The organism is Frigoribacterium sp. ME-P-080 (assembly GCF_030209595.1).
GTDB lineage: Bacteria > Actinomycetota > Actinomycetes > Actinomycetales > Microbacteriaceae > Frigoribacterium.
Map to the genome: position 1 here is coordinate 112,660 of NZ_JARVRR010000004.1, position 23,914 is coordinate 136,573.

Consider the following 23,914-nt stretch of genomic DNA (forward strand, 5'->3'; position numbering starts at 1 on the left):
GCCCGTGCCGGACGGACCCGCCCGTCCTGCGTGCGGCCGCGTCCGCGTGCCGCCCGGGCGGCGCCGACCTCAGCCGTCCCGGCGCGTCGCGCGGACGACCACGTCGGCCACGTGCCAGACCTCACCGTCGGGGCCCGTCATGTCACGCGGGCGCACCTCGGCGACGTCGACCCGCCACGAGTCGGGGGAGAGCCTGCCGACCACCTCGCCGACGGTGAAGAGCATGCCCGGGTCGCCGTGCTTCCCGGCGCCGCCCGGCAGGGCGTCGACGTCGTGGCCGACGATCAGCAGGGTGCCGCCCGGTGCCACGCCGTCGGCCAGTGCCGGGAACAGCCGCTCGCGGTCGGTGGGCGGCAGGTGCATGAAGTGCGCCGTGACGAGGTCGAAGGAGGCGCGGGTCGGGCTCCACTCCGTCAGGTCCGCCTGCTGCCAGGTGAGGTGGGCCGGGTCGACGTCCTCCTGCTCGCGGGCCAGCGCGGCCGCCTTGTCGAGGGCGTTCTGCGAGATGTCGACGCCCGTGACCCGCCAGCCCCGCGAGGCGAGCCAGAGGGCGTCGCCGCCCTCGCCGCTGCCGACGTCGAGTGCGCGACCGGGGGCCAGCTGGGCGACCTCGGCGACGAGGGCGGCGTTGGGGCGTCCGCTCCAGGCGCGGCCGGGCTGCCCGTAGCGGTCCTCCCAGTAGTCGCGGTCGAAGACGGGGTGGGCGTGCCCGTTCCCATGTCGCTCCTTCTCCTGCTCGTGCTCGTGGTGCTGCTGCTGCCCTCGCTCCGCCTCGCTCATGCGTCGATCCTCTCCCCGGTGCGCAGGGCGGCGACGGCCGCCGCGACCTCGTCCGTCACCAGGTCCATGTTGATCGCTGCGCCGGCCATCGTGCCCGCCGCGGCCGCCGCGACGACCTGCGCCATCGGCTCGGTGACGTTGCCGGCGAGCCAGACCCCCGGCACGGCCGATCGGCCGGTGAGCGGCTCGATCGTGGCGAGGTGGGTGCCGACGCCGGCGGGGTGCTCGGTCGCCTCGAGTCCGAGGTCGGCGAGGAAGTCCGCCCGCGAGCGCACCCGGGCCATGACGGCCAGGGCGCCGACGTCGACCTTGCGACCGTCGTCGAGCGTCACGCCGGTGAGGGCGTCGTCCTCGACCCGGAGGCGCGCGACCGGGCCGTCGACCACGGTGACCCCGCGGGCCCGCAACTGCTCGGCCTGCTCGTCGTCGGGGGTGAACGAGGCGTTGGTGAACAGGACGATCTCGCGGCTCCACTGCCCGAAGAGCAGGGCCTGGTGCATCGCGAACGGGCTCGTGGCCAGCACGCCGATCACGCGGTCCTGCACCTCCCAGCCGTGGCAGTACGGGCAGTGCACGGCGTCGCGGCCCCAGCGCTCGGCGAGGCCGTCGACGGCGGGCAGCTCGTCGACGAGGCCGGACGTCACCAGGAGGCGCCGGGCGCGCACCTCGGACGCGTCACCGCCCCTGCCGGTGACGGTCACGACGAAGGGGGCGACGGGGTCGTCGTCGCGGCGGACGCGGGTCACGGTGCCCGACGTGATCGCGCCTCCGTACGCCCCGACCTCGGCGCGACCGAGGCGGGTGAGCTCGCGCGGGGCGACGCCGTCGCGGGTGAGGAACGCGTGGACGCCCTCGGCGGGAGCGTTGCGGGGCCGGTCGTCGTCGACGACGAGCACGGTGCGGCGGGCGCGGACGAGCGACAGGGCGCCGCTGAGTCCGGCGGGACCGCCGCCGATCACGACGACGTCGTGGACGACGTCGTGGACGGCGCCGACCGGGTGGGTGTTCTGGTTCATGGTGTGACCTCCTGACCCGATCCTGCGACCTGGATCGTCGGGCTGGCAAGCTGTGTTGCCGAAGTGGCAAGATGACCGGCATGGACCACCCCACGAACGCCCCCGGTGCCGACGCCCCGAGCACCGACGACGTCCTCGCCGCGGTCGGCCCGCGCCTCCGTGCCCTGCGCGCGCGGCGCGGCGTGACCCTCGCCGAACTGGGGGAGCGGACCGGCATCTCGGTCAGCACCCTGTCCCGGCTCGAGTCCGGGCTTCGACGGCCCACCCTCGAACAGCTGTTGCCGCTCGCCCGCGAGCACGGGGTTCCGCTCGACGACCTCGTCGGCGCGCCCGAGACCGGCGACCCCCGCGTGCACCTCACGCCGCGGCAACAGCACGGCATGACGGTCGTGCCGCTCTCGCGCGGGGGCGGCGCGATCCAGGCCTTCAAGATGGTGATTCCTGCGGACTCGCCTCGGAGCGAACCCGTGCTCCGCACGCACGAGGGCTACGACTGGCTGTACGTGCTGCGCGGACGCATCCGGCTCGTGCTGGGCGACCTCGACCTCGTGCTGCCGGCAGGCGAGGCGGCCGAGTTCGACACGCGCACGCCGCACTGGTTCGGCCGGGCCGACGACCGGGCCGTCGAGGTGCTGAGCCTGTTCGGTCGGCAGGGCGAGCGGCTGCACCTGCGGACCGCGCCCGGCTCGCCCGCGTGAGGCGTCCCGGGGTGTCGGTGGCGCCTCCTAGGCTCGGGGCGGGCGTCCAGGCCGCGTCCCGACAGAAGGAGTCCGCGTGTACCTCGACGACGACCGGGTGGTCACCAGCCCGTCCGACCTGACGACCTGGGCCGCGTGCGAGTGGTCGTTCCTCCGACGGCTCGACGCGAAGCTCGGCCGGGTCGATGCCGTCGCCGACGCGTCCGACGACATGCTCGACCGCACGGCCCGGCTCGGCGACGCGCACGAGCTGCGGTACCTCGAGGCGCTGCGGGCGACCCGTGACGTCGTCGGGTTCGACCGTCCGGCCCCGTCGGGCTACGCGGCGGCCGCCGAGGAGGCGCGGCTCGCCATGGCCTCCGGGGCCGACGTGCTCTTCCAGGCGACGTTCTTCGACGGATCGTTCATCGGCTTCAGCGACTTCGTGGTGCGCACCGACGACGGCACCTACGAGGTCTACGACACCAAGCTCGCCCGCCACGCGAAGATCCCCGCGCTGCTGCAGGTCGCGGCCTACACGGACCAGATCCGGGCGCTCGGGCTGCCGTCGGCCGACACCGTGCGCCTCGTGCTCGGCGACGGCAGCGAGAGCGTGCACGACGTCGCCGACGTGCTGCCGGTCTACCGGGTCCAGCGTGACCGGCTGCGGGCCGCCCTGGCCGAGCGGCTCGCCGCCGAGGGGCCGCTCACCTGGGGCGACCCGGGCGTCACCGCCTGCGGGCGCTGCACGGCCTGCCAGGCCCAGGTCGACGAGCACCGCGACCTCGTGCTCGTCGCCGGCCTGCGCGGCGAGCAACGTCAGCGGCTGCACCTGGCCGGCGTCGCCACGATCGACGAGCTCGCCGGGTCGGACGGGCCCGTCGCCGGCATCGGGGCGACGGCCCTCGCCCGGCTGCGGGGCCAGGCCCGGGTGCAGCTCGCCACCGAGCGCGACCACACCGGCGCGCCCGCGGTCGAGGTCGTCGACGCCGACGCCCTGCGGACGATCCCTCGGCCCGACGCCGGCGACGTCTTCTTCGACTTCGAGGGTGACCCGCTCTACACCGAGGGCGACGGGCGGGCCTGGGGCCTCGACTACCTCTTCGGGCTGGTCGAGGCCGACGGCACCTTCCGGGCCTTCTGGGCGCACGACTTCGCGGGCGAGCGGCAGGCGCTGATCGACTTCCTCGACTACCTCGCCGAGCGCCGCCGGCGATTCCCCGACCTGCACGTGTACCACTACGCCTCGTACGAGCGCAGCCACCTGCTCTCGCTGGCGGCCCGCCACGGCGTCGGCGAGGACGCGGTCGACGACCTGCTCCGTGACGGCGTGCTCGTCGACCTGTACCCGGTCGTGCGGCAGGCGTTGCTCGTCGGGTCGCACAGCTACTCGCTCAAGAAGCTCGAGCCGCTGTACATGGGTGACGACCTCCGGCAGAGCGACGTCAAGACGGCCACCGCCAGCATCACGATGTACGTCGACGCCATCGCCGAACGCACCACCGGCGACGCGGCGCGGGGTGACCAGATGCTCGACGAGGTCCGCGACTACAACGAGTACGACTGCCGGTCGACCCTGCGGCTGCGCGACTGGTTGCTCGAGCTGGCCGACCGGCACGGCACCCGGGGCGACGACCCCGACGGCCCGACCGCGCCCGACCCGCTCGAACTCGCCCGCGTGCCCCGCGAGCCGAACCCGGTCGCCGTGGGCCTCGCGGCGCACGTGGCCGACGTCGACCCGCTCGACCGCACCCCCGACCAGACGGCCATCGCCCTCGCGGCGTCGGCCATCGACTACCACCGCCGCGAGGCCAAGACGTTCTGGCAAGAGCACTTCGACCGCCTCCGCAATCCGGTCGACGACTGGGCCGACACCCGCGACGTGTTCGTGGTCGAGACGGCGTCGGTCGAGCGCGAGTGGCAGAAGCTGCCCCGGGCCCGCAAGCTCAGCCGCGAGGTGCGGCTGCGCGGCCGCCTCGCACCCGGCAGTCGCCTCACCGAAGGAGGCGCGCCCTACGCCGTCTACGACGCCCCCGTCCCGCCCGGGGTCGCCTCGCTCGGCCCCGGGCTGCGGGGTGCCGTCGGGTCGACGGTGGTCGAGGCCGGCCCGAACGGCGACCGGCACGAGGTCGTGCTGCTCGAGCGCGTCACCGGCGACGACGACCGGCACGACGCTTTCCCGGTCGCGCTGACGCCCGCCGCGCCTCCCCGGGCCACTCCGCAGCCCGAGGCGATCGCCGAATGGGGTGGGCACGTGCTCGACGCCCTGCCCGAGATGCTGCCCGACCCGGCGTTCGACCTGCTGCGGCGGCAGCCGCCGCGTCGGCGGTCGGGTGGCGGGCCCGCACCCGTGGTCGGGAACGACACCGTCTCGGCCGTCGTCGAGACCCTGCTCGACCTCGACCGCTCGTACCTCGCCGTCCAGGGCCCTCCCGGCACGGGCAAGACCTACGTCGGTTCGCGGGTCGTCGCTCGGCTGGTGCGTGAGCACGGCTGGCGTGTCGGGGTCGTCGGGCAGTCGCACGCCGTGGTCGAGAACGTCCTGCGGGCGGCCATCACGGCCGGGGTCGATCCTGAGCGCGTGGGCAAGGTGCCGAAGTCGGGCACGACCGCCGAGCAGGCCGACGAGCAGCCCTGGCGTGCCCTGAAGTCCGGCGGCGAGGCCGCGTTCCTCGCCGAGGCCGACGGTGGGGCGGGCGGTGCCGCGGTCGACGGCGGCGGGCAGGCCGTGGGGGCCGTGTTCGGGGCCACCGCCTGGGGGTTCGCCAACGCCGACAAGGTGGCCCGCGCCTCCCTCGACCTGCTGGTCGTCGACGAGGCCGGGCAGTTCTCCCTCGCCTCGACCGTGGCGACCTCGGTCGCCGCGACGCGGTTGCTGCTGCTCGGCGACCCGCAGCAATTGCCGCAGGTCAGCCAGGGCAGCCACCCCGAGCCGGTCGACGAGTCGGCCCTCGGCTGGTTGGCCGACGGCCACGACGTGCTGCCGGCCGAGTACGGCTACTTCCTCGCGACCACCTGGCGCATGCATCCGGCGCTGTGCGCCCCGGTCAGCGAGCTGTCCTACGGCGGGGCACTGACCGCCCATGCCTCCGACCGCCGGCTCGAGGGCGTCGCACCCGGCCTGCACGTCGAACCGGTGACGCACGTCGGCAACACGACCTCGTCGGTCGAGGAGGCCCGGGCGGTCGTCGAGATCGTGCGGTCGGTCGTCGGGCTCGACTGGTCGGACGCCGACGGCACCCGGCCCCTGACCGCGGCCGACGTCATCGTCGTCGCGCCGTACAACGCCCACGGCGCCGTGCTGCGCGAACACCTCGACGCGGCCGGCTTCGACGAGACGCCCGTCGGCACGGTCGACCTGTTCCAGGGGCAGGAGGCCGTCGTGGCCGTCGTCTCGCTGGCGGCGTCGAGTGCCGCCGACATCCCGCGCGGGCTGGATTTCCTGCTGATGCCGAACCGGTTGAACGTGGCCTTGTCGCGGGCGAAGTGGGCGGCGTTCCTGGTGCACTCCCCGCTGCTCGCGACGGGCTTGCCCACCTCGATCGCGGGGCTCGGGCTGCTGAGCGGGTTCCTGCGCCTGACCGGGCAGGGCCAGCCGGCCGTCAAGGGCTGAGCCGGTCCGTGCGGTCGGACTAGCGGACGGGGCGCCGCGTCAGCACCTCGGCGCCGTCCTCGGTGATGGCGATCGTGTGCTCGCTGTGGGCCGTCCGGCAGCCCGTCGCGCTGCGCAGCGTCCAGCCGTCGGCGTCCGTGACGAGCTCGTCGGTGTCGGTCATCACCCACGGTTCGAGCGCGAGCAACAACCCGGGCCGCAGGCGGTAGCCCCGCCCCGGGCGCCCGGTGTTCGACACGTGCGGGTCCTGGTGCATGGTCGAGCCGATGCCGTGGCCGCCGAACTCGACGTTGATCGGGTACCCCGCGTCCGACAGCACCGAGCCGATCGCGTGCGACAGGTCGCCGATGCGGGCCCCGGGCCCGGCCGCCGCGATGCCGGCCTCGAGCGCCCGCTCGGTCGTCTCGATCAGACGGACGCTCTCGGCCGGACGCGAGTCGCCCACGACGAAGCTCACGGCCGAGTCGGCCGCCACCCCGTCGAGTACGACGGCGAGGTCGAGCGTCAGCAGGTCGCCGTCGACGAGTCGTCGGTCGTGCGGCAGCCCGTGCAGCACCGCGTCGTTCACGGCCGTGCAGACGTAGTGGCCGAAGGGGCCGCGGCCGAATGACGGCGCGTAGTCGACGTAGCACGAGACCGCCCCGGCCTCGTCGATCATCGTCTTGGTCCACGAGTCGACGTCGAGCAGGTTCGTGCCCACCGTCACCCGGTCGCGCAGCGTCTGCAGGATGGTGCCGACGAGTGCGCCGGTCGCCCGGGCCCGTTCGATCTCGGAGGGGTTCAAGATCTCGATCATGGGTGTCCTGCCGTTCGCGCGCCGAAGATCATCCCGGTAAAGGTATCCCACTCGGGCCGCCGTCGCACTACGCTCGGGGCATGGTCCGTCTGCCGCTCACTCCCGCCGAGATCGAACGCGGTCGCCGCCTCGGGGTGCTGCTGAGGCGGGCCCGTGGCTCCCGGCCGATGTTGCAGGTCGCCCTGGACGCCGGGCTGTCGCCCGAGACCCTGCGCAAGATCGAGACCGGTCGCGTGGCGACGCCGGCCTTCTCGACGATCGCCGCGATCGCCGCCGTCGTCGGATTGTCGCTCGACGACGTCTGGGCCGAGATCACGCGCGACGGAGCCGGGGGAGCAGCGGACGCACCGTCCATCGTCGACGCTGCCCGCGCCTCCTGACCCCGTCGGGGTGTCGCCCACGTGTCGGGGCGACAGGCACGTCGTGACGGCCCGGTCACCCGAGGAGGCGCGGTGTCAGCTCTGCGGACGCGCCAGCGACCCGAGGTCGAGCCGGGTCGAGACCTCGTGCCAGACGGCGTCGGCGAGTTCGTCGGTCGAGCGGTCGGCGTCGACCGTGACGACGACCTCGTCGGCCTTCTCGATGGCCTCGGCGTAGCGTTCGCGGGCTGCCCGGAGTCGCTCGTCGACCTCGAACCGGTCGGTGGTCGTGCGTCCACTGGCGAGGCGCTCGAGGGCGACCTCGGGCGAGACGTCGAGGTAGATCGTCACGTCGGGCAGCATCAGGTCGGTGCTGATGGAGTTCGACGAGGCGATCCAGTCGCTGCCCACGTCGGACGCCTGGTAGGCCTGTGACGACAGGTGGTACCGGTCGCAGAGGACGGTCGTGCCCCGCTCGACGATGCCGAGCATGCCGTCGTGGGCGTTGGTGATGTGGTCGAGGCGGTCGGCGACGAAGAGCGACGCGATGACGCGGTCGTCCAGGTCGACCCGGCGGTTGAAGCCGTTGCGGATCAACGTGCCGACGGGGCCGTTCGTCGGCTCGGCCGTCTGGTGCACCGGCACCGCCGCGTCCTGGAGGCGGGCGGCGAGCAGACGCGCCTGCGTCGACTTGCCCGACCCGTCGATGCCCTCGAACACGATGAACGCCCCACGGGCTGCCTGATCCGTCACCCGGCGAGCCTACCGATCGTCGCACCCGCCGCGGGACGGACCGCGACGCGGACGTCTGCCGACGGAGGCAGCCCCAGGAGGCGCGGTGAGGTCCCCGATCCCGCCCTCGACGTCTCCGGTCAGCACACGGTGGTGAACGATGCAGGGTGCGCGGTCACCGGTGATCGGTGCGGGGCTGAGTGGTGACGACGTGAGTCGTGGCGCTGCCCTCCGCGCCTGCAGGGTGACCGGGATGACCGCCGGTCTCGGTTCGTGCTCGCCCCGGTGACGTCTACCGACTCACCGCGCAGGTCAGTTCTGCAGCTCGGCCTCCCAGTTGGTCTTCTGGATCTCGACGTCGAGTTCGCGGAGGTCCTTGGCGACGGCGTCGGCACGGTCCCGCAGCTCGGCGACCGGCAGGGCCGAGAACATCCGTAGCTCGCTACGTAGCTGGCGGTAGCCGCCGGAGGCACCGCGGGCCGCGTCGGAGGCGGTCACGAGCAGGGCGTGGGTGGCGCGCAGGGTCTCGCGGCGGGCCAGGGCGGCGGTCATGGTGCTGCCGTCGGCGAGGGTCGTACGAGCGTTGGTGAGGTTGATGCGCACGACGAGCGACTCGAGGACGGCGAGGGTGTCGACCGCCTGGCGCAGCAGCTCGGCGGCGTCCTCGGTGGGCTCTTCGCCCTCCTGGTAGCGGGCGTTCGCGGTGACGCGATCACGCAGCTGGTCGACCCGGCGCTGGGCGTCGGACCGTTGCAGGAGGGCTTCGGCGAGCTTCATGATGAGAAATCCTACGCACGTCGGGTGCGCCACGTGTCGTGCGTGTCGCCGGCGCCCGGTCGCCGGTCGTTCATCGGGACACCTTCTCGAGCCGTTCTCGGTCGCGTGAGGTCAAGTGGCGTCTGGCCTGCGGATTCGCGTATGCCTGTCCCGCAAAAATGCCCGGTGACGGGGGTTTAAACGCTACAGTCATTCGATGCTCATCGGATACGCCCGCGTCTCGACCTCGGGACAAGATCTTGCAGCACAACGTGACGGTCTTGCAGCACTGGGTGTCGACGATCAACACGTCTATGTTGACCATGGTTTGTCGGGGACGACTCGAGCCCGCCCGGGCCTTCGCGAGGCATTGGCCGCGTGCCGCGCCGGCGACGTTCTCGTCGTGACGAAGCTCGACCGTCTCGCCCGCTCGCTGCGTGACGCGACTGACATCGCGGACGAGCTGACGAAGAAGGGCGTTGCCCTGAACCTCGGGGGAGCGGTCCACGACCCCACCGACCCTGTGGGCCGGCTCCTCTTCAACGTGCTCGGCATGGTGGCCGAGTTCGAGGCCGACCTGATCCGGGCCCGCACCCGGGAGGGCATGGCGATCGCGAAGGCCTCCGGCAAGCTCCGCGGCCGCAAGCCGAAGCTCACCGCCTCGCAGGAGAAGCACCTTGTCCAGCTGCACCGCACCGGCGCCCACACGACGAGCGACATCGCGGAACTGTTCGGGGTCGCTCGGTCAACGGTCTACAGGGCTATCCAACGAGCCGAGCAGCAGTGACCTAGACAACAGAGCGGCGAGCCCTAAGGGCCGAATGATTATTGGTGATCGGTGCTTTTGGATGAGCTGGCTCTCCGCGCCGCCACGAGGGAGCCGATTGCGAGGACGAGCATGGCTATGGCGAGGGCTCCAAACAGAATCTGTCCGGTTACGTCCTGTGCGCGAATCAGAAGGACAACGGCAAGGACCACGCCTACGCCAGCAATAACGGCAAGGAACTTCACGGTTACTCCCTCTTCGGACCCACTGTCACTGGAAAACTACCCGCCTTGGCCTGTCGCCATAGGGGATCCCCCACTGGATCACTTGCTGTGGGGCGAGCGCACTCGGAGAGGACGCCGTCGTGGTCGTTCCGTGTCGTCGGTGAGCGTGGGCGGAAACGGTCCCTAACGTCGTAGCGTCTAGGGATGCAGCAGCCCAGGGGCCTCGATCAGCTCGTATCGGAATGGCGGAGCTCCGGACCAGGACGTGCGCGCTTCGTGCCGGGCTTCGACCCATCAGGTGGAGGAGCAGCGGCGACAGTTCTCGTGCTGATGGAATCACCCGGTCCTGCCACGATCAAGCAGGGCGAGGACGCGATCAGCAGTGAGGACAACCCGGGGCCGACGGCGTCTGCGTTCAGGCGAGCACGGATCGAGTCGGGTCTGGGCAGGAACGTCTACCTGCGATGGAACATCGTCCCGTGGGCCCTTGGTCGGGCGCCGACCGTCACCGATCTCGACGAGGCACGCCCTGCCCTGGCTCAGCTGCTCGTTTCTCTGCCGCAGCTGCGGGCGATCGTGACCTTCGGCACTCCGGCCCTGACGGGCGTGATGAGGTACTTCACCCTGGAACCGCGTGCGAGGGTCGTGCCCGTGCTCGCGGCACCCCATCTGTCGCCGGCGAACGCCACCCGCGCCGGCGAGAAGCACCTGCGGTCCGTCACGGCCCTACGGCACGCTTCGCTTCTCTGATCATCTCGGCGAGGAGTCGGGGCTGTGCTGCGACGCGGCGATCACGGCCAGGAGCTCCTGCGCCCCGGCGCTCAGACCGGCCGACCACACGGCGCGGAACGGGCGCCTCAGGTCGACGGCTGCCGGGACGGTGACGAGGCGCCCGGCACGGAGGTCGTCCTCGACCAGCAACGAGCTGATGACTCCCGGACCCACACCGCCGGCGATGGCCGCCCGGATGGCGCCCGTCGACGACAACTGCGCAGCGGGTTCTGCCATCAGGGCAGGGTCGATCCCCAGGGCGAGCTCGAGGGTCCGGCGGGTGCCCGAGCCCGACTCCCGAGACACGAGCGGTGTGGATGCGAGATCCGCTGCCGTCACGGGTTCGGACTTCGATGCCCATGCGTGCCTCGGCGAGACGACGACGAGCAGTTCGTCGACACCCAGGACGGTCGTGGCGAGCCCGTCGGCCTCATCAGGGGTCTCCGTGAACCCGAGGTGCGCGCGCCCCGAACGGACCTCGTCGACGACCCAGTCGCTGTTGCCCGATTCCAGGCGCACCCGGACACGATCCGCTGCCGCTGTCATCCAGCGGGGCATCAGCGCCTCTGACACCGTCTGACTCGCCGCGACGAGGAGAGCGTCGGAGGCGCCGGTCATCAGGGTGTGCAGCGATCGTTCGAAGGTGGTCGCCGCCTCGAGCAGGGGTCGGCCCCACTCGCACACCAGGAGTCCGTGCTCGGTCAGCGCCGAGCCCGCCCGAGAGCGGACGAGCAACGTACGACCCAGCCGCCGCTCGGCGCCCGTGATGCGAGACGACGCCGCCTGCTGGCTGATGCCCACCGATGTCGCGGCACGGCCAAGACTGCCCGATCTCGAGATCGCCTCCAGCAGTCGGAGCGTCTCGAGATCAACAGGGAGTCCGGTCACAAGGATCGATTGTGACACCACAAGCATCCGCCCGTATCGGCAGCCGGACGCACGTACGAAGATCGAGGCATGCCTGCCACGATCACACCGGATGTCGCCCCACCCCGCACACGCGGTCTGTTCCGCCAGCTCGAGCACCGCGGGCAGATCGTGTCGAACCTGACCCCGAACTGGTTCGCGTCGATCATGGGGACGGGCATCGTCGCCAACGCCGCGGCGACCCTGCCGTTGCAGTTCCCGGGGCTGCGCCCCGCCGCGACCATCGTCTGGGCACTGGCCAGCGTGTTGTTGGTCGCTCTCAGCACGGCGACCGTCCTGCACTGGGTGCGTTACCGGGCCACCGCGCGGGGGCATCGACTCAATCCGGTGATGGCGCACTTCTACGGGGCACCGCCCATGGCGCTGCTGACCGTCGGCGCGGGCACCCTGCTCTTGGGGAAAGACGTCCTCGGTACGCCCCTGGCGGTCGGCATCGACTGGGTGTTGTGGACCATCGGTACGGTGCTCGGCCTCGTCAGCGCGATCGCGGTCCCGTACCTGACGTTCACCCGGCACGACACGGCCCCCGACAGTGCGTTCGGCGGCTGGCTCATGCCCGTGGTTCCTCCGATGGTGTCTGCCTCGACCGGTGCGCTGCTGCTGCCCTTCCTGCCCGCGGGGCAGGCAAGGCAGAACATGCTCTGGGGGTGCTACGCGATGTTCGGCTTGTCATTGCTGGCGTCGATCGTGATCATCACGCTGATCTGGTCACGCCTGGCCCAGCACAAGATCGGCCCGGCCGGCATGGTCCCGACCCTCTGGATCGTCCTCGGCCCCCTGGGGCAGTCGATCACCGCGGCCAACCTTCTCGGTGGCAACGCCCACCTCGCCGTCGACCAGGAAACCTCGCACGCCCTGTTCGTCTTCGGGCTCGTCTACGGTGTGCCCACCCTGGGATTCGCCCTGATGTGGGCGGCACTGGCATCGGCCATCACCCTCCACACCATCCGCCAGGGGCTCCCGTTCTCACTCACCTGGTGGTCGTTCACCTTCCCCGTCGGCACCTGCGTGACAGGCCTGAACGGTCTGGCCCTGCACACGGGACTCGTCACGCTGCAGGTACTGGCGGTCGTGTTCTACATCGGGCTCGTCGGGGCCTGGATCACGGTCGCCGCGCGCACCTTCCACGGCAGCGTCATCCGCGGAACGCTCCTCGCGCCTCCCCGTCCCCTGCCCTGACCACGGACGACGAGGGTGCGTGGGGGGAGCGACTCAGATCGAACAGGCGTCGTTCCAGTCACGGCGATAGGCCTCGGGGTCACTGACGTCGACGATGGCCGAGGCGGCGCCCTTGGGCTCGTCACGCGACCGGTAGCTCTCGAACGCCACCGCACTGCGGTCGTTGCTCGCCGGATCACGCACCCCGGAGGCCTCGACCCACAGAGTCCAGTTCCACCGCGTCCGGACGCCAGGCTGCAACGCGCCTTCGCCGACGACCAACAGCACGTCCGTGCCGGCGGGTGAAGACTCGAAGTCTGCGCCCGTGAATGATCGGACCGACGACGTGAGGCCTCTCGCGCTGATCTCCCGAGCTAACTGACTGCCCATGTCCGAGAGTTGCTCGCCAGCATCGCCATCCACAGCCACGATGCCTCCACCGGACGGAAGCTGACTCAGCATCTCGGAAACCAAGTCATGGATGACGGTGTTGCTCATGATGCTTTCTCCTGCGCACTTGTATGTCGAAACGGAAAGGGGAGTCGGCGGCCGCCGACTGGTGCGGCTGCACGAAGCGGTCGCGAACCTGATGCAACCACGAGCATGCGCCGACGTTCAGCCCTGTAGAAGCGCGTGCTTGGAGCGCCCGATAGGGGATCGGCCACCGGCCGCGTTGCTTAGTTGGATACCTCTGGTGGGGTTGGATCTTCGTAGGCCTCGTAAGGGAGGGCTCGCAGGTAAAAAGTGACCTTGAGGAGCATGGCGCCGGAGATGGCGCCTGCCCCTACGCCGAGCCAGAAGATCCACATGCCCGTGACCAACGCAGCGAAGACGAGCAATCCGGTGCAGAGGCCGGCCGCGGTCGCACCCAGGTATGTGATCTCACGAGGTATGACCCCCCAAATCTTTCGATCTTCGAGAATCGTGAGGCTCATGGTCGTCTCCTTCTGGGGCGTTCTTAGATGCAACCCTCTCTCAGCCAACCGAATTTGCATCCCGTCTGACCTTTTCGTCACACCGGTCGGTGCCCGATAGACGGTCGGCTACCGGGAGGCCGACGGGCTGCCGCGGCGCAAGCCGCAGCGGCCTACGTGAAAAGCGCCAGGGGAAGCGACACCACGAAACACACGGGCGGTACGATCGCGATGCCACCACAGACGCCGGCCCATCGGCCAGTGCGGCCGCCTAGCGCGCCGGCGATGAGCGCGAGCACAATCGAGGCGACCAGCAGGAATGGCACGGCGAACCAGACCATTGAGGTCCACTCTGCGGCGGAGAACCAGAGCCACGAACCCTCGGCGCAGGCCGTGACGAAGCAGACGATGAGGGTCAGCGGGGCGAGCAATCGAGCCCGACCGGTCGGCTCGGACTCGGCGTCGCGGCCGCCTTCCGACCAGGCAGACGAGTCAGCGAGGGAGTGACGGTGGGGGAGCGCTGCCACCTCCGCCTCAGCCCGGCGGAGCAATTCGCGGTCGGCGTCGTTCATGCCCTGACCCTAGCGCCGGCGTGGCCACCGGCCGCGTTAGCACCCTCGAATTTGCCTCGCATCCTCGATGACTCGACTCCAGAGCGTGTCCGATAGGGGATCGGTCAGCGGTCGGCATCGGGTTTCTTTTTGCGCCAGACCTGCCGGCGCAAGATGAAGCCGGACACGATGTTCGTGGCGCCGGCGACGCGCCTTTCGGTACGTCGTCTACCTGGAATAGGTGTCTGTAGCATCGGACGACCTCAGTTGGATAGGTCATCAGTTGCTTCGGCATGGGCTCTACGTTGAGGGAGTTGGCTCCGCCCATGATGGCGGAGCCAACGCCGTTTGGCGGCATGCCGGGATTGGCTGTCGACGTTGTGCGCCCGAACCTTGAAATCATTTGCCCGACAGGGGATCGTTTTACGGGCCGGACGAGGCCGGGCTAGAGGTCCCGAACCGATAGCAGTGAACGAAGCGTGAGGGATCGACGAAGAGATGTCCTTTCGAGGCCGTCTACGACAATCGCTGCCCCGACCCACGACGCGCCGCTCATCTTGACCAGGCGGTGGCAGGCTTGGGCCTGTGCCCCCGTCGCGATCCAGTCGTCGACGAAGAGCACCCTGTCGCCGGCTTTCAGAAGGGCCCGGCGCACTCCGAGGTGGAGGTTCCGATCTTGGTAGTCGGGGCCCGTGACGGTCTCCCACCAGGCGTCGCTGTCCGCTGCTCTTTCAGGATTCTTTCGCACCTCGGCGAAGCCGGTGTGAAGGTGCTGTGCAGTGAGGACCCCGAGCAGACTGCCTCTTGATTCGGTCCCCATGACGACGGTCGGTGAAGCGTCAGGGAAGAGCTGTGCCAGACCTGGCCCCAGTTCGTTGAGCGTGTCGGCATCGCGCCACCACCGCGTGACATCGGCCCGAGAAACAGAGTCTGTTCGATCACCTCGCCACAAGAAAGCGTGCTTGAGTCGCTCAATGACAGGGGGTTCGGCATGCACACAACGATCATGCCAGTGAGCTGTGGCGACCTCGCTCGAGCCGTCCCGATAGATGATCGGTGGCTGTAACGAGAGTCGACTTTAAGAACGAGGCAGCAACACCATGCCGACGAAAAACGTTGCGATCACCGCCAGGGCAGACAGGGCTAGGACGATCCTGCTGTCTTGAACGAACTTCTTGTCTGGCGTTTGGCCGGCTGCTCGGGACCTGCGAACTTGAACCATTCGAACAATGGACCACACGAAAAAGCCCAACGACACGATGGCAACACTGCCCAGCACCTGCTGAGAATGGCAGGCGCAGAGATGAGCAGCCGCAGAATGCCCGTCGGGTAATCCGATAGGGGATCGCTCTGTGGGTCTTAGGTCGCGGGTCGGTTGATGGTGTCGCCGTCCCAGGAGAGGTCGGAGTCCTGGTCGACGGGGTAGGCCTCGAAACGGCCCTCGGTGAGGACCGCATCGACGAGCGCTTTTGAGCCGGCGACGATCGTGGAGTCCCAGTCGATCTCGGTGGCGAGCACCCAGGCGTGGTCCTCGGGCCAGAGCAGCTGCAGCGGCTCATCGGAGCGGTGACCTATTGCCCGGCCCCAGCCGGGTTCGGCGAGCTCTGCCGTGCTCGTCTGGGCGAGGACGTAGTCGTAGCGGTCGATGAACGCTGTCGCACCGGCCCTAAGGCCGTGGCCCGAGCCGCCTGCCCAGTACGCGGCAACGGCGTCGTCGGGCGTGGTGGTCGCGGCGCCGAGCAGCGGCGCAAGGGCGGCGAGGATCTGAGGGTCGAGGAACCCGACGTCACTTGTCCCACCGCGAGGTTCGTCGTGGCCGAGCAGTCGTTCCCATTGCACGAGCGGGTGCATGACCTTGCCGGCGGCGGACGCGACGTCAGCCCAGCGGCGGCGTTCCCAGGCGCCATTCCCGGTTGGTCGGGGGTGGAGGATGCGCGCGTAGGCCTCGAAGTCGTATCCGGCGACCCCACCGACCCGTGCCCAGCTGTGCTCCCGTTGCATTCGGCGCCCCAGCCACGCGGCCCGCTCAACGTCGTCGATGATCTCCATGGTCGCGACCATGCCATGTCGAGGGAGCCACGCCAAGGAACAAAGCCGGCTACCCGTATCGTGGCGGAGTCTCAAAAGGGGATCGCCTGCCGGGCTATGCGCCGATGAGGTGAGCTAGAAGCAGATGGAACGAGGACGGACACGCGAGGTCACGCGAGGTAGGAGGGCACGATGAGTGCCATGGCACCCGCAGGCCTCCTCCTTGCGATCGGGCTCGTATGCGTCGTAATCGCCGTGGGGATGAACGTGGTCACGGCCGCTCAGGTCAGTGGTGGCAAGGCGATGTCGAAAGAGCGTCGCATCCGCTCTGCTGTGCTCACGGTCTTTATCGCTGTTGTGGGGCTGGTTTGCATGGTTGCTTGGTTCGTGCAGTCATAGTTGCTCTGCCGGGCAAGCACGGGGCCGTCGTGTGCCCGATGGACGATCGGTCTCCGGCACGGTGGGGACGATTCAGGGCCACGTCGCTTGGACGCCGCGATCGGTTCCGAACTGAGTCGCGATGTCGTTGTGCACGGCGAGCAACTCCGCCATGGGCACGGCCCGCTTGCTGGCGCTGCTGACGTCCTTTCCCTCTGCCGTGAACGGTTGAGGGTAGAGAGACAAGCCTTGTCTCGGCTGCAGTGTGGCGATGTCGTCCTGCCACCCCGGCCACCGGAGGGACTCGTAGAAGCTCGTGGTCGCACCGGCGAGCATCCTGGTCACAAAGGCCGCGTGGCCCAACTCGAGGTCCTCCCAACTCAAGGAGTCGATCGAGAAGTGGTGGACGGAGCCGTTGCCTGTGCCGAGGGCACCGCCGTCCAGGGCGAAGACGCCGCCCAATACGTCGAACGCAACCACCAGCAGCCCCGTGGTGCCGGCACTGGCCTGGTCGAGACCAGGCAGGCCATCGGCGCTGGAACTACCTCCGAGGAGGCGCAGCCACCCGTCGTCCACCATGACGCCAGAAGTGTTGCGAGCGAACGCGCCGAGAAAGGAGCCTGTGCCAAGTCCCAGTGTTGCCGCGGTGGCTGAGGCGTCGTCTGGTGGGCACACCATGACATTCAGGGGCGAGGTGGCGATGAGTCTCGACAACTCGGACCAGGCGTCACCTCGAGAATCGACCATGCCTCGATTGTGGTCCACCGTCGGGTCTTCTCGCGGTCGGGGCGTGAGCTTCTGCCCATACAAGGGTGACCTACCGGTCACGTCGGCGTCGTGTCCTCTCCGACATGGCCCTCTTGCTCGTTCCCGTCTTCGTCGTCGAAGTCGACGACACCCAAGCCTTGACGCATCTCGCGCGTTGTCGCGCTTCGGCTCCATGAGTATGCGCCCGGCCAGCCGTTGGGAGGAAGCCAGGGTGCAAGCCAATCGGCGAGGGTCGCAGCGTCGTCTGGGTCGCACAAGACGACGTCGACGCCGCCGTCGTAAGCACTGATCGCCCAGCTCAGGTCCTCGGCCAAGAGAATGAGGTCGTCGTCTTGTTCGTGGACGAGCATGACCAAGGCGTCGAGGAGGCGATCCTCGACTGGGCCTGTCGTGAACGAGTGCGTCGGCAGCGGCCACTCCTTCCCGTCCTCGTCTTCCCCGTCCTCATCCCGGTCGGAGTCTTGCCAGTCCACGTCGGTCCCGAAATCCAAGGGCGGGTCGGTGACCCATGATTCGAGGTGGGGAAGAACTGACAGCGCCCGATCGCGCAAGGGCCCGGGCCGAGGGTCGTCGGCAAACACGATCACCATGGCGGGCAGATCCGTCAGTTGCTCGACAGCGCGGACGATTCGTCGAAAGCGACGGCGGACCGCCCGGGCATCACGACGGTGACGAATCTGTTGCCTGCCCTCTGTCAGCGTGTGGAAGCGCACCCATGCCTCCGGCCGCGCTTCTCGGGGTGCCCACCGCCAGGGCAGCACACCCTGCCATTGGACATTCCACCGGTCGAGGAGGGCCTGCGCTCGAGGGGACCCGCCGGGTGTCAGCGTGAGCGGTGGCGTCGAGTCGGTGTCGGTCACGGGGCGATCCTTCCATGGGGCGGCAGGCGGTCGGCGAGGTGGCTGCCGGTAAGTGGCCCGCGCACAGGAGTTGGTCGTATGGGCCATCCTCATCACATGCAGTTCTCGTGGTGGACCTGGTCGGGGCTCGTGATCGTCGCCCTCGGGGGACTCGGGCTGATCGGACGCGCCTGTGTGATGGCCGTTCGCCGAGACGGCCTCGCGGGGGCCAGGGCGGAACGCGGTCCGAGCGCTCCGTGGTTCTGGTCCGGAATCGGGTTGCTCGTAGTGACCGGTGTCGTACTGGCCCTCTGGGTCCTCGCGCTCGACAGCTGACTGGCTCACGTGCAGCTCTGACCGGGCGGCCAGCCGTCCGGATGGACGATCGTTCATCGGACCCCATCTGAGACCGAGGTCTGCTGCGGTGGAGGTGATGATCGGGACTGGCCCCGAGGTGTTCTGTCGTGAGGGTGTCGGCTGTTTGTCGGGTCCGTGTCGTGGACCTCGGGGCTGGTCGTTCTTAGTGTGAGGTGCATGAACGAGACACGGATCGTCGATCTCCGGACCCAGATGGGTTGGACCCAGGAACGCCTCGCAGACGCGAGCGGCGTGACCGTCCGCACCGTCCAGAGGCTCGAGGCGGGCAATGACGGGAGCCTCGACACGCTGTCGCGGGTGGCGAAGGCCTTCGGCGTACCAGTCCGTGACCTCTTCGTCACCGTCACCGAGGACGACTACGGCCGCTCGGTCACCGCCCTCGACGAGCGGACGACTCGCCAGCAGGATCGGCGAGGCCGGGTCGAGGACGGCTTCCGAGCCCTGTACTACGGCGTGGGCGTGCTCTTCACGATCGCCGTGGTCGTCGCAGTCGCCACCGACGTCGTGCCGAACGTCGTGATCTTCTCGATTCCCGCCTACTGGATCGCCGGGTGGTTGCTGTCGATGTTCTTGTTCCTCGTCGTCCTCAGCCCCCGCCTGGACCGCGCCTATCCCCTCTCCCGTGCCGCCACGGATGAGGCGACGAGCGGGTAGCCACCGCGTGTCGATGAAAGACGACCGTCCGGTCGACCTGCGAAGCTCGGGTCATGTCGTGGCCTCGGGCTGATGCCCTTCGAACGGATCGTCTCTCTCTCGAGCCGCTCGCCGTGGAGCACGCGAGCGAGATGGTGGTCGCTCTGGCGCCACAGGATCTGTACCGGTTCACGGGTGGGGAGCCTCCGACGCTCGAGGAACTCGAAGCGCGTTACCGCCGTCAGTCGACGGGTCAGTCCGGAGAGGGACGTGCCGGGTGGCTGAACTGGATCATGCGATCTACTGGCGGTGGGCCGGCCGTCGGATTCGTCCAGGCGACGCTCACACGCGAGGCCGCTGACCTCGTCGCTGATCTCGCGTGGCTGGTCACGGCCTCGGAACAGGGTCGCGGTCTCGCCAGGGAGGCGGCGTCAGCCGTCGCGACGTGGCTGACCTCGCTGGGTGTCGGGCGCCTGCAGGCCTACGTCCACCCCGACCACGAGGCGTCAGCCCGGGTGGCCCGTCGGCTCGGGCTCGTACCCACGTCGACGGTCGTCGACGACGAGATCCTCTGGGAAGCCGTCGTCGCTCCCGTGGCACAGCGGCACGAGGACGTCCGTTAGTCGATCGTCCAGCGGGGGTAGGTGCGGTTTGGCTGTCGGGTATCAGCCTCGTGGTGGGGTCGGCGCTCGTCCGACCATCGCAACCGGCCACGGGGGTGACGGCTGCGGGCGACCCGGTGCGGCGTCCCAGCCCCGCGGCGCATCATGAGGCCATGCCCGCCTTCCGCCGCCCCTCCCGTCCGTCCCACCCCGTCCGCGTCGAGCCCGGCCCCGGGCAGGAGTCCGTCTGGGACTACCCCCGCCCGCCACGCGTCGAGCCCCGCACCGAGCGCGTCGTCGTCCGTCTCGGCGGCGTCGTGGTGGCCGACACGACGGCCGCGATCCGCGTGCTCGAGACGAGCCACCCGCCCGTCTACTACCTGCCCCGCTCGGACTTCGCCGCAGGTGCCCTGTCGCGCGCCGAAGGGCGAAGCCTCTGCGAGTTCAAGGGCCAGGCCGGCTACCTCGACGTGACCGGCGGGGGAGTCGTCGCGCGCCGCGCCGGCTGGTCCTACGCCGAGCCCTGGCCCGGCTACGAGTCCCTCGTCGACCACGTCGCGCTGTACCCGGGCGCCATGGACTCCTGCGAGATCGACGGCGAGGTGGTCCAGGCGCAGGAGGGCGACTTCTACGGCGGCTGGATCACCTCGAACCTGGTCGGTCCGTTCAAGGGCGCACCGGGCACGATGGGCTGGTAGGGACGAGGGCCCCGACAGGAGGAGACTGGACGGATGTCCAGACGACCCCGCCCCCGCCCCACGTCCCTCGCCCGCACCCTGGGCCGCATCGCCCTCGGTGGCGCCCTGGTCTTCGCCGGCACGAGCCACCTCACGTTCGCCCGCGAGCCGTTCCAGGCCCAGGTACCGGAGTGGCTGCCGCTCGACGACGACTTCGTCGTGCTCGCCTCCGGCGTCGTCGAGATCGGCATCGGCGCGGCCCTCGTCGTCGCCCCCAAGCACCGCGTGACCGTCGGATGGGTCGCCGCGGCGTTCTTCACCGCGATCTTCCCCGGCAACATCTCGCAGCTCGTCACGCACACCGACGCGTTCGGCCTCGACACCGACGGCAAGCGCGCCTTCCGCCTGATCTTCCAGCCGCTGCTCGTCCTGCTGTCGCTCTGGTCGACGGGCGCCTGGCGCGACCGTCGCAGCATCGGCCGTCGCGCCAAGTAGTCACGGTCGGGCCCGACACGACCGGCCCCGACCCGAGGAGGCGCGGCTCAGCTCGACAGCGCCGCCACGACCACCTCGGCGTCGGGGAACCACTTCGTGTAGTGGTCGGGGTCGGCGTTGACCTGGACGGCGTGCGCCGCCTGGGTCGGGGTCAGGTCCTTCCAGCCCGGGATGGCCACGAGCTTCGTGAAGAAGCTGGTGGCCGCCGTGTAGGGGTCCATCCGCTGCTCGTAGGTGCCCCACTGGCCGTTGTCCCGTTGCTGGAAGAGCCCGCGGCTGTCGGGCCCGACGGCGTCGCCGTAGTCGATGTTGCGGAGGCTCGACTCACCCATGGCGGTCATCACCCCGATGGCCTGGGTGTGCTCCCCGATGCCCTGCGCCCGGGCGGCCAGCATGATGTACGCGGCGTTCACCAGCCGGTCCTGGCAGTACCCGGCGACCGGCCCGGCCGGCACCTCGATGTCGCCGACCATCACCGGGTCGACCTCGGGGCAGGCCGGCACGGGCGTCGACGTGATCGCCGTGACGTCCTCGTCGCGGGGCGCCGTGAGCGCCGAGACGACCATCGCGACGGCGACGACGAAGGCGACGAGCCCCACGCCGAACACGACGGAGACGGCGATCAGCACGCGGCGCACGGCGGGCCTCCTAGGGTCGGGTGGGGTGGCGATCAACGGGCGGCGACCGGCACGGAAGTCGTCGTCGAGGATAGGCGATCCGCTCGGCAGTTCGTCCCGCGTCGGCTGGGCGGTGGGTGTGCCTCCCTCCGAATGCCCTGGCAATCCACCGCCGACATGCCGGTAACGTTGCCCGCCGTCGACCCGACCACTCGGGCCGCGGCAGCCGGGCACCGCCCCTCCGCAGCTCGATCGCCGCGGCGCCCGTCCCTGCGACCGGCGCCCGAGATCCAGAGGAACGTCGTTCATGGGAACCCCACCCACCCCTGCCCGCGAGACCCGTCCCGACCGCCCGACCCGCGCCTCCGGACGGAGGCGCCCGCGGCGTCTGCGCGTCGACGACGTCACCGTCGTCGACCCGGCCATGATGAAGCGCGCCATCGGCGGCACCGTCGTCGGCAACACCATGGAGTGGTACGACGTCGGCGTCTACGGCTACCTCGCCGTCACGATGGGCCGGGTCTTCCTGCCCGAGGCCGACCCGTCGCTGCAGATCCTCTTCAGCCTCGGCGTCTTCGCCTCGACCTACGTCGCGCGTCCGCTCGGCGGGGTCGTCTTCGGCCGCCTCGGCGACCGGGTCGGACGTCAGAAGGTGCTCGCGACCACGCTCATCCTGATGGCGGGCGCGACCTTCCTGATCGGCGTGCTGCCCGACTTCGCCGCGATCGGCGCCATCGCCCCGATCGCCCTCGTCGTGCTCAAGCTGCTGCAGGGCTTCTCGACCGGTGGTGAGTACGCCGGGGCGACGACGTTCGTCAGCGAGTACGCACCCGACAAACGGCGCGGGTTCTTCGCGAGCATCCTCGACCTCGGCAGCTACCTGGGCTTCGCGCTCGGCGCCGCGGTCGTGTCGGTGCTGCAGCTGCTGACCACCGAGCAGCAGATGCTCGACTGGGCCTGGCGCCTGCCCTTCCTGCTGGCCGGCGTGCTCGGCGTCGTCGCCATCTACTTCCGCCTGAAGATCGAGGAGTCGCCCGCGTTCCAGGCGACGCAGGACGCTCAAGAGAACAAGGTCGGCGAGATCGCCGACGCGCAGGGCCGTCCGCGCAACACCCTCGCCCTCGTCCGGCAGCACTGGCGTCCGATCGTCATCGCGATCGGCCTCGTCGCCGCCTCCAACACCGTCGGCTACGCGCTGACCAGCTACATGCCGACCTACCTGACCGACTCGCTCGGCTACGACCCGCTGCACGGCACGCTGCTGACCATCCCGGTGCTCGTGCTGCTCGCCCTGCTGCTGCCCGTCGCCGGGCGCCTCAGCGACCGCATCGGCCGACGTCCCGTCATGTGGCTCGGTGCCGCATCGGTGCTGCTGCTCGCCCTGCCCGCGTTCCTCCTGATCGGCGTCGGCAGCATCGCGACGACCCTCGCCGGGCTGTCGCTGCTCGCCATGAGCGTCGCGCTCTGGGTGTCGAGCCAGGCGTCGTCGCTGCCCGCGCTCTTCCCGACCGCGAGCCGCTACGGCGCGATGGGCGTGTCGTACAACGTCGCGATCGCCGTGTTCGGCGGGACGACGCCCCTGATCATCCAGGCGCTGCTGCAGGCGACCGGCAACGAGCTCGTGCCGGCGTTCTTCCTGATGGCGACCTCGCTGGTCGGAGCCGTCGCGGTGTGGTTCATGAAGGAGTCGTCGCAGCGCCCGCTGCCCGGCTCGATGCCGAGCGTGGCCACCGAGGCCGAGGCGCACGAGCTCGTCGAGACGCAGGACGCCAACCCGAACATCGACCTCGGCGACCTGCCCTTCCTCGACGCCGAGCCCGCCCAGATCGTCGACCCCGCCGAGCCTGACGAGCGCGCGGCGACGACCGCCTCCGCTGCGTCGCCCTCGCGGGGGACCGTGCGCTAGAGCAGTTCGGTCCGATCGGCGAGGTACGCGGCGAGATCGCGGACCTCGCCGGTCGCCGTGCCCCACCGCACGAGGGCGTGCCCGTCGCGGACGAGGAGGCGCTGCTCGCCGCCCTGCAACGCCGCGGTCGACAGGTCCACCGGCTCGTACCCGTAGTTGACGACCTCGCCCTCGGCGAAGTGGCCGCGCACGGCCGCCCGCCGTTCGGCCTTGCGCTGCTCGACCTGGGCGGACAGGTGCTGGGAACGGGTCGGCGTGACCGCCCGGGTGATGCGTCCGGTCTCGAAGACGCGGCCGTCGGTGCCGAGCAGCAGCACGCCGAGTCGCCAGGCGCGCCCGGCGGGCTCGAGCGACTCGGCGGTCTTCACCACGACGATGCGCCGGGCGGGCTTGTGGCGGGCGAGGGCCTCGGTGCGCGCCCCGCGCGCGGCCAGGTCGGCGGCCGCCTGCTCGACGAGGGTGCGGAGCGAGACGGCCGCCTCGTCGTCGGACGGGGACTCGGGGGCCGGCACCGCGCCTCCTGCGGTCGGGTCGTCCACGTGGTGCTCGGGCG

Annotated in this window: 28 protein-coding genes; 13 read left to right on the top strand and 15 right to left on the bottom strand. The window is 70.2% G+C overall.

Annotated features, from left to right (window positions below; all coding sequences use genetic code 11):
* Positions 1–69: 69 nt before the first annotated feature.
* Together QRN23_RS09075 and QRN23_RS09080 are read right to left on the bottom strand one after the other, a co-directional pair.
* Positions 70–780: a class I SAM-dependent methyltransferase gene (locus tag QRN23_RS09075; protein WP_285063336.1), complete on the bottom strand. Its 711-nt coding sequence runs from the start codon at positions 778–780 to the stop codon at positions 70–72.
* Complete coding sequence (locus tag QRN23_RS09080) at positions 777–1,796, bottom strand: NAD(P)/FAD-dependent oxidoreductase (RefSeq protein ID WP_285063339.1); 1,020 nt, start codon at positions 1,794–1,796, stop codon at positions 777–779. The genes QRN23_RS09075 and QRN23_RS09080 overlap by 4 nt, the downstream gene beginning before the upstream one ends.
* 80 nt (positions 1,797–1,876) lie before the next feature.
* Between QRN23_RS09080 and QRN23_RS09085 the strand changes: the two genes are divergently transcribed.
* The gene (locus QRN23_RS09085; RefSeq protein WP_056044888.1) at positions 1,877–2,494 is read left to right on the top strand and encodes a helix-turn-helix domain-containing protein; all 618 of its coding nucleotides are present in this window, start codon (positions 1,877–1,879) and stop codon (positions 2,492–2,494) included.
* A 76-nt stretch (positions 2,495–2,570) separates the two neighbouring features.
* Positions 2,571–6,086, top strand: coding sequence for a TM0106 family RecB-like putative nuclease (locus QRN23_RS09090; protein ID WP_285063340.1), 3,516 nt, complete (start codon positions 2,571–2,573; stop codon positions 6,084–6,086).
* Between the two features lie 19 nt (positions 6,087–6,105).
* Here QRN23_RS09090 and map read toward each other — a convergent pair whose 3' ends face one another.
* The gene (gene map / locus QRN23_RS09095; protein WP_043594844.1) at positions 6,106–6,882 is read right to left on the bottom strand and encodes a type I methionyl aminopeptidase; all 777 of its coding nucleotides are present in this window, start codon (positions 6,880–6,882) and stop codon (positions 6,106–6,108) included.
* 80 nt (positions 6,883–6,962) lie between these two features.
* Between map and QRN23_RS09100 the strand changes: the two genes are divergently transcribed.
* A complete protein-coding gene (locus QRN23_RS09100) occupies positions 6,963–7,262 on the top strand; it encodes a helix-turn-helix transcriptional regulator (protein WP_285063341.1) in 300 nt (99 codons plus the stop codon).
* A 75-nt stretch (positions 7,263–7,337) separates the two neighbouring features.
* Here the strand turns inward: QRN23_RS09100 and tmk are convergent, their stop codons facing one another.
* Positions 7,338–7,994, bottom strand: coding sequence for a dTMP kinase (gene tmk, locus QRN23_RS09105; protein ID WP_285063343.1), 657 nt, complete (start codon positions 7,992–7,994; stop codon positions 7,338–7,340).
* A 291-nt stretch (positions 7,995–8,285) separates the two neighbouring features.
* Positions 8,286–8,750: a DIP1984 family protein gene (locus QRN23_RS09110; protein WP_056044753.1), complete on the bottom strand. Its 465-nt coding sequence runs from the start codon at positions 8,748–8,750 to the stop codon at positions 8,286–8,288.
* 196 nt (positions 8,751–8,946) lie between these two features.
* On the opposite strand from QRN23_RS09110, the gene QRN23_RS09115 reads away from it, so the two are divergent.
* Complete coding sequence (locus QRN23_RS09115; protein WP_285063344.1) at positions 8,947–9,516, top strand: recombinase family protein; 570 nt, start codon at positions 8,947–8,949, stop codon at positions 9,514–9,516.
* A 533-nt stretch (positions 9,517–10,049) separates the two neighbouring features.
* A complete protein-coding gene (locus tag QRN23_RS09120; protein ID WP_285063345.1) occupies positions 10,050–10,469 on the top strand; it encodes a uracil-DNA glycosylase family protein in 420 nt (139 codons plus the stop codon).
* Here QRN23_RS09120 and QRN23_RS09125 read toward each other — a convergent pair whose 3' ends face one another.
* Positions 10,470–11,405 (bottom strand): LysR family transcriptional regulator, encoded by a 936-nt coding sequence (locus QRN23_RS09125; protein ID WP_285063346.1) that lies wholly within the window; start codon positions 11,403–11,405, stop codon positions 10,470–10,472. It lies immediately after the preceding gene.
* A 42-nt stretch (positions 11,406–11,447) separates the two neighbouring features.
* On the opposite strand from QRN23_RS09125, the gene QRN23_RS09130 reads away from it, so the two are divergent.
* A complete protein-coding gene (locus QRN23_RS09130) occupies positions 11,448–12,596 on the top strand; it encodes a TDT family transporter (RefSeq protein WP_123570949.1) in 1,149 nt (382 codons plus the stop codon).
* Between the two features lie 33 nt (positions 12,597–12,629).
* On the opposite strand, the gene QRN23_RS09135 is transcribed toward QRN23_RS09130, so the two are convergent.
* From QRN23_RS09135 to QRN23_RS09155, 5 genes are all read right to left on the bottom strand, one after another.
* Positions 12,630–13,073, bottom strand: a complete 444-nt coding sequence (locus QRN23_RS09135) for a nucleoside/nucleotide kinase family protein (protein ID WP_285063347.1) — start codon at positions 13,071–13,073, stop codon at positions 12,630–12,632.
* Positions 13,074–13,252: 179 nt separating this feature from the next.
* On the bottom strand, positions 13,253–13,510 hold the full coding sequence (locus QRN23_RS09140; RefSeq protein ID WP_285063348.1) for a hypothetical protein: 258 nt from the start codon (positions 13,508–13,510) through the stop codon (positions 13,253–13,255).
* A 152-nt stretch (positions 13,511–13,662) separates the two neighbouring features.
* Positions 13,663–14,061: a hypothetical protein gene (locus QRN23_RS09145; protein WP_056044940.1), complete on the bottom strand. Its 399-nt coding sequence runs from the start codon at positions 14,059–14,061 to the stop codon at positions 13,663–13,665.
* 424 nt (positions 14,062–14,485) lie between these two features.
* Positions 14,486–15,037 (bottom strand): phosphoribosyltransferase family protein, encoded by a 552-nt coding sequence (locus QRN23_RS09150; RefSeq protein ID WP_267659628.1) that lies wholly within the window; start codon positions 15,035–15,037, stop codon positions 14,486–14,488.
* A gap of 362 nt (positions 15,038–15,399) precedes the next feature.
* Positions 15,400–16,089, bottom strand: a complete 690-nt coding sequence (locus QRN23_RS09155; protein ID WP_157485298.1) for a hypothetical protein — start codon at positions 16,087–16,089, stop codon at positions 15,400–15,402.
* A 171-nt stretch (positions 16,090–16,260) separates the two neighbouring features.
* Here QRN23_RS09155 and QRN23_RS09160 point away from each other — a divergent pair, with 171 nt between their 5' ends.
* A complete protein-coding gene (locus tag QRN23_RS09160; protein WP_159825127.1) occupies positions 16,261–16,467 on the top strand; it encodes a hypothetical protein in 207 nt (68 codons plus the stop codon).
* A 72-nt stretch (positions 16,468–16,539) separates the two neighbouring features.
* On the opposite strand, the gene QRN23_RS09165 is transcribed toward QRN23_RS09160, so the two are convergent.
* A complete protein-coding gene (locus tag QRN23_RS09165) occupies positions 16,540–17,193 on the bottom strand; it encodes a DUF2625 family protein (protein ID WP_285063351.1) in 654 nt (217 codons plus the stop codon).
* Positions 17,194–17,270: 77 nt separating this feature from the next.
* Positions 17,271–18,074: a DUF3885 domain-containing protein gene (locus QRN23_RS09170; RefSeq protein WP_159825123.1), complete on the bottom strand. Its 804-nt coding sequence runs from the start codon at positions 18,072–18,074 to the stop codon at positions 17,271–17,273.
* A gap of 96 nt (positions 18,075–18,170) precedes the next feature.
* Here QRN23_RS09170 and QRN23_RS09175 point away from each other — a divergent pair, with 96 nt between their 5' ends.
* The 5 genes from QRN23_RS09175 (at position 18,171) to QRN23_RS09195 (ending at position 20,838) form a co-directional block, all read left to right on the top strand.
* Positions 18,171–18,389, top strand: coding sequence for a hypothetical protein (locus tag QRN23_RS09175; protein WP_285063354.1), 219 nt, complete (start codon positions 18,171–18,173; stop codon positions 18,387–18,389).
* Between the two features lie 198 nt (positions 18,390–18,587).
* Positions 18,588–19,085, top strand: a complete 498-nt coding sequence (locus QRN23_RS09180; RefSeq protein ID WP_285063356.1) for a helix-turn-helix transcriptional regulator — start codon at positions 18,588–18,590, stop codon at positions 19,083–19,085.
* Between the two features lie 53 nt (positions 19,086–19,138).
* The gene (locus QRN23_RS09185) at positions 19,139–19,687 is read left to right on the top strand and encodes a GNAT family N-acetyltransferase (RefSeq protein ID WP_285063358.1); all 549 of its coding nucleotides are present in this window, start codon (positions 19,139–19,141) and stop codon (positions 19,685–19,687) included.
* A 152-nt stretch (positions 19,688–19,839) separates the two neighbouring features.
* Positions 19,840–20,364: a DUF427 domain-containing protein gene (locus tag QRN23_RS09190; protein ID WP_285063360.1), complete on the top strand. Its 525-nt coding sequence runs from the start codon at positions 19,840–19,842 to the stop codon at positions 20,362–20,364.
* Positions 20,365–20,397: 33 nt separating this feature from the next.
* The gene (locus tag QRN23_RS09195; protein ID WP_043594883.1) at positions 20,398–20,838 is read left to right on the top strand and encodes a DoxX family protein; all 441 of its coding nucleotides are present in this window, start codon (positions 20,398–20,400) and stop codon (positions 20,836–20,838) included.
* A 47-nt stretch (positions 20,839–20,885) separates the two neighbouring features.
* Here QRN23_RS09195 and QRN23_RS09200 read toward each other — a convergent pair whose 3' ends face one another.
* Positions 20,886–21,476, bottom strand: coding sequence for a hypothetical protein (locus tag QRN23_RS09200; RefSeq protein ID WP_056044955.1), 591 nt, complete (start codon positions 21,474–21,476; stop codon positions 20,886–20,888).
* 286 nt (positions 21,477–21,762) lie between these two features.
* Between QRN23_RS09200 and QRN23_RS09205 the strand changes: the two genes are divergently transcribed.
* The gene (locus tag QRN23_RS09205; protein WP_285063361.1) at positions 21,763–23,361 is read left to right on the top strand and encodes an MFS transporter; all 1,599 of its coding nucleotides are present in this window, start codon (positions 21,763–21,765) and stop codon (positions 23,359–23,361) included.
* Here QRN23_RS09205 and QRN23_RS09210 read toward each other — a convergent pair.
* The gene (locus tag QRN23_RS09210; protein ID WP_285063363.1) at positions 23,358–23,900 is read right to left on the bottom strand and encodes a hypothetical protein; all 543 of its coding nucleotides are present in this window, start codon (positions 23,898–23,900) and stop codon (positions 23,358–23,360) included. The two genes, QRN23_RS09205 and QRN23_RS09210, sit on opposite strands and share 4 nt — an antisense overlap.
* Positions 23,901–23,914 lie beyond the last annotated feature (14 nt).

Excerpts from the sequence above, each read along its gene's own strand:
- QRN23_RS09145 (WP_056044940.1), bottom strand. The coding sequence starts at position 14,061 with ATGAACGACGCCGACCGCGAATTGCTCCGCCGGGCTGAGGCGGAGGTG.
- QRN23_RS09160 (WP_159825127.1), top strand. The coding sequence starts at position 16,261 with ATGAGTGCCATGGCACCCGCAGGCCTCCTCCTTGCGATCGGGCTCGTA.
- QRN23_RS09100 (WP_285063341.1), top strand. The coding sequence starts at position 6,963 with ATGGTCCGTCTGCCGCTCACTCCCGCCGAGATCGAACGCGGTCGCCGC.
- QRN23_RS09080 (WP_285063339.1), bottom strand. The coding sequence starts at position 1,796 with ATGAACCAGAACACCCACCCGGTCGGCGCCGTCCACGACGTCGTCCAC.
- QRN23_RS09110 (WP_056044753.1), bottom strand. The coding sequence starts at position 8,750 with ATGAAGCTCGCCGAAGCCCTCCTGCAACGGTCCGACGCCCAGCGCCGG.
- QRN23_RS09175 (WP_285063354.1), top strand. The coding sequence starts at position 18,171 with ATGCAGTTCTCGTGGTGGACCTGGTCGGGGCTCGTGATCGTCGCCCTC.
- QRN23_RS09180 (WP_285063356.1), top strand. The coding sequence starts at position 18,588 with ATGAACGAGACACGGATCGTCGATCTCCGGACCCAGATGGGTTGGACC.
- QRN23_RS09140 (WP_285063348.1), bottom strand. The coding sequence starts at position 13,510 with ATGAGCCTCACGATTCTCGAAGATCGAAAGATTTGGGGGGTCATACCT.
- QRN23_RS09075 (WP_285063336.1), bottom strand. The coding sequence starts at position 780 with ATGAGCGAGGCGGAGCGAGGGCAGCAGCAGCACCACGAGCACGAGCAG.
- map (WP_043594844.1), bottom strand. The coding sequence starts at position 6,882 with ATGATCGAGATCTTGAACCCCTCCGAGATCGAACGGGCCCGGGCGACC.
- QRN23_RS09190 (WP_285063360.1), top strand. The coding sequence starts at position 19,840 with ATGCCCGCCTTCCGCCGCCCCTCCCGTCCGTCCCACCCCGTCCGCGTC.
- QRN23_RS09205 (WP_285063361.1), top strand. The coding sequence starts at position 21,763 with ATGGGAACCCCACCCACCCCTGCCCGCGAGACCCGTCCCGACCGCCCG.
- QRN23_RS09125 (WP_285063346.1), bottom strand. The coding sequence starts at position 11,405 with ATGCTTGTGGTGTCACAATCGATCCTTGTGACCGGACTCCCTGTTGAT.
- QRN23_RS09120 (WP_285063345.1), top strand. The coding sequence starts at position 10,050 with ATGGAATCACCCGGTCCTGCCACGATCAAGCAGGGCGAGGACGCGATC.
- QRN23_RS09135 (WP_285063347.1), bottom strand. The coding sequence starts at position 13,073 with ATGAGCAACACCGTCATCCATGACTTGGTTTCCGAGATGCTGAGTCAG.
- QRN23_RS09115 (WP_285063344.1), top strand. The coding sequence starts at position 8,947 with ATGCTCATCGGATACGCCCGCGTCTCGACCTCGGGACAAGATCTTGCA.
- QRN23_RS09165 (WP_285063351.1), bottom strand. The coding sequence starts at position 17,193 with ATGGTCGATTCTCGAGGTGACGCCTGGTCCGAGTTGTCGAGACTCATC.
- QRN23_RS09085 (WP_056044888.1), top strand. The coding sequence starts at position 1,877 with ATGGACCACCCCACGAACGCCCCCGGTGCCGACGCCCCGAGCACCGAC.
- QRN23_RS09195 (WP_043594883.1), top strand. The coding sequence starts at position 20,398 with ATGTCCAGACGACCCCGCCCCCGCCCCACGTCCCTCGCCCGCACCCTG.
- QRN23_RS09130 (WP_123570949.1), top strand. The coding sequence starts at position 11,448 with ATGCCTGCCACGATCACACCGGATGTCGCCCCACCCCGCACACGCGGT.
- QRN23_RS09185 (WP_285063358.1), top strand. The coding sequence starts at position 19,139 with ATGTCGTGGCCTCGGGCTGATGCCCTTCGAACGGATCGTCTCTCTCTC.
- QRN23_RS09155 (WP_157485298.1), bottom strand. The coding sequence starts at position 16,089 with ATGGAGATCATCGACGACGTTGAGCGGGCCGCGTGGCTGGGGCGCCGA.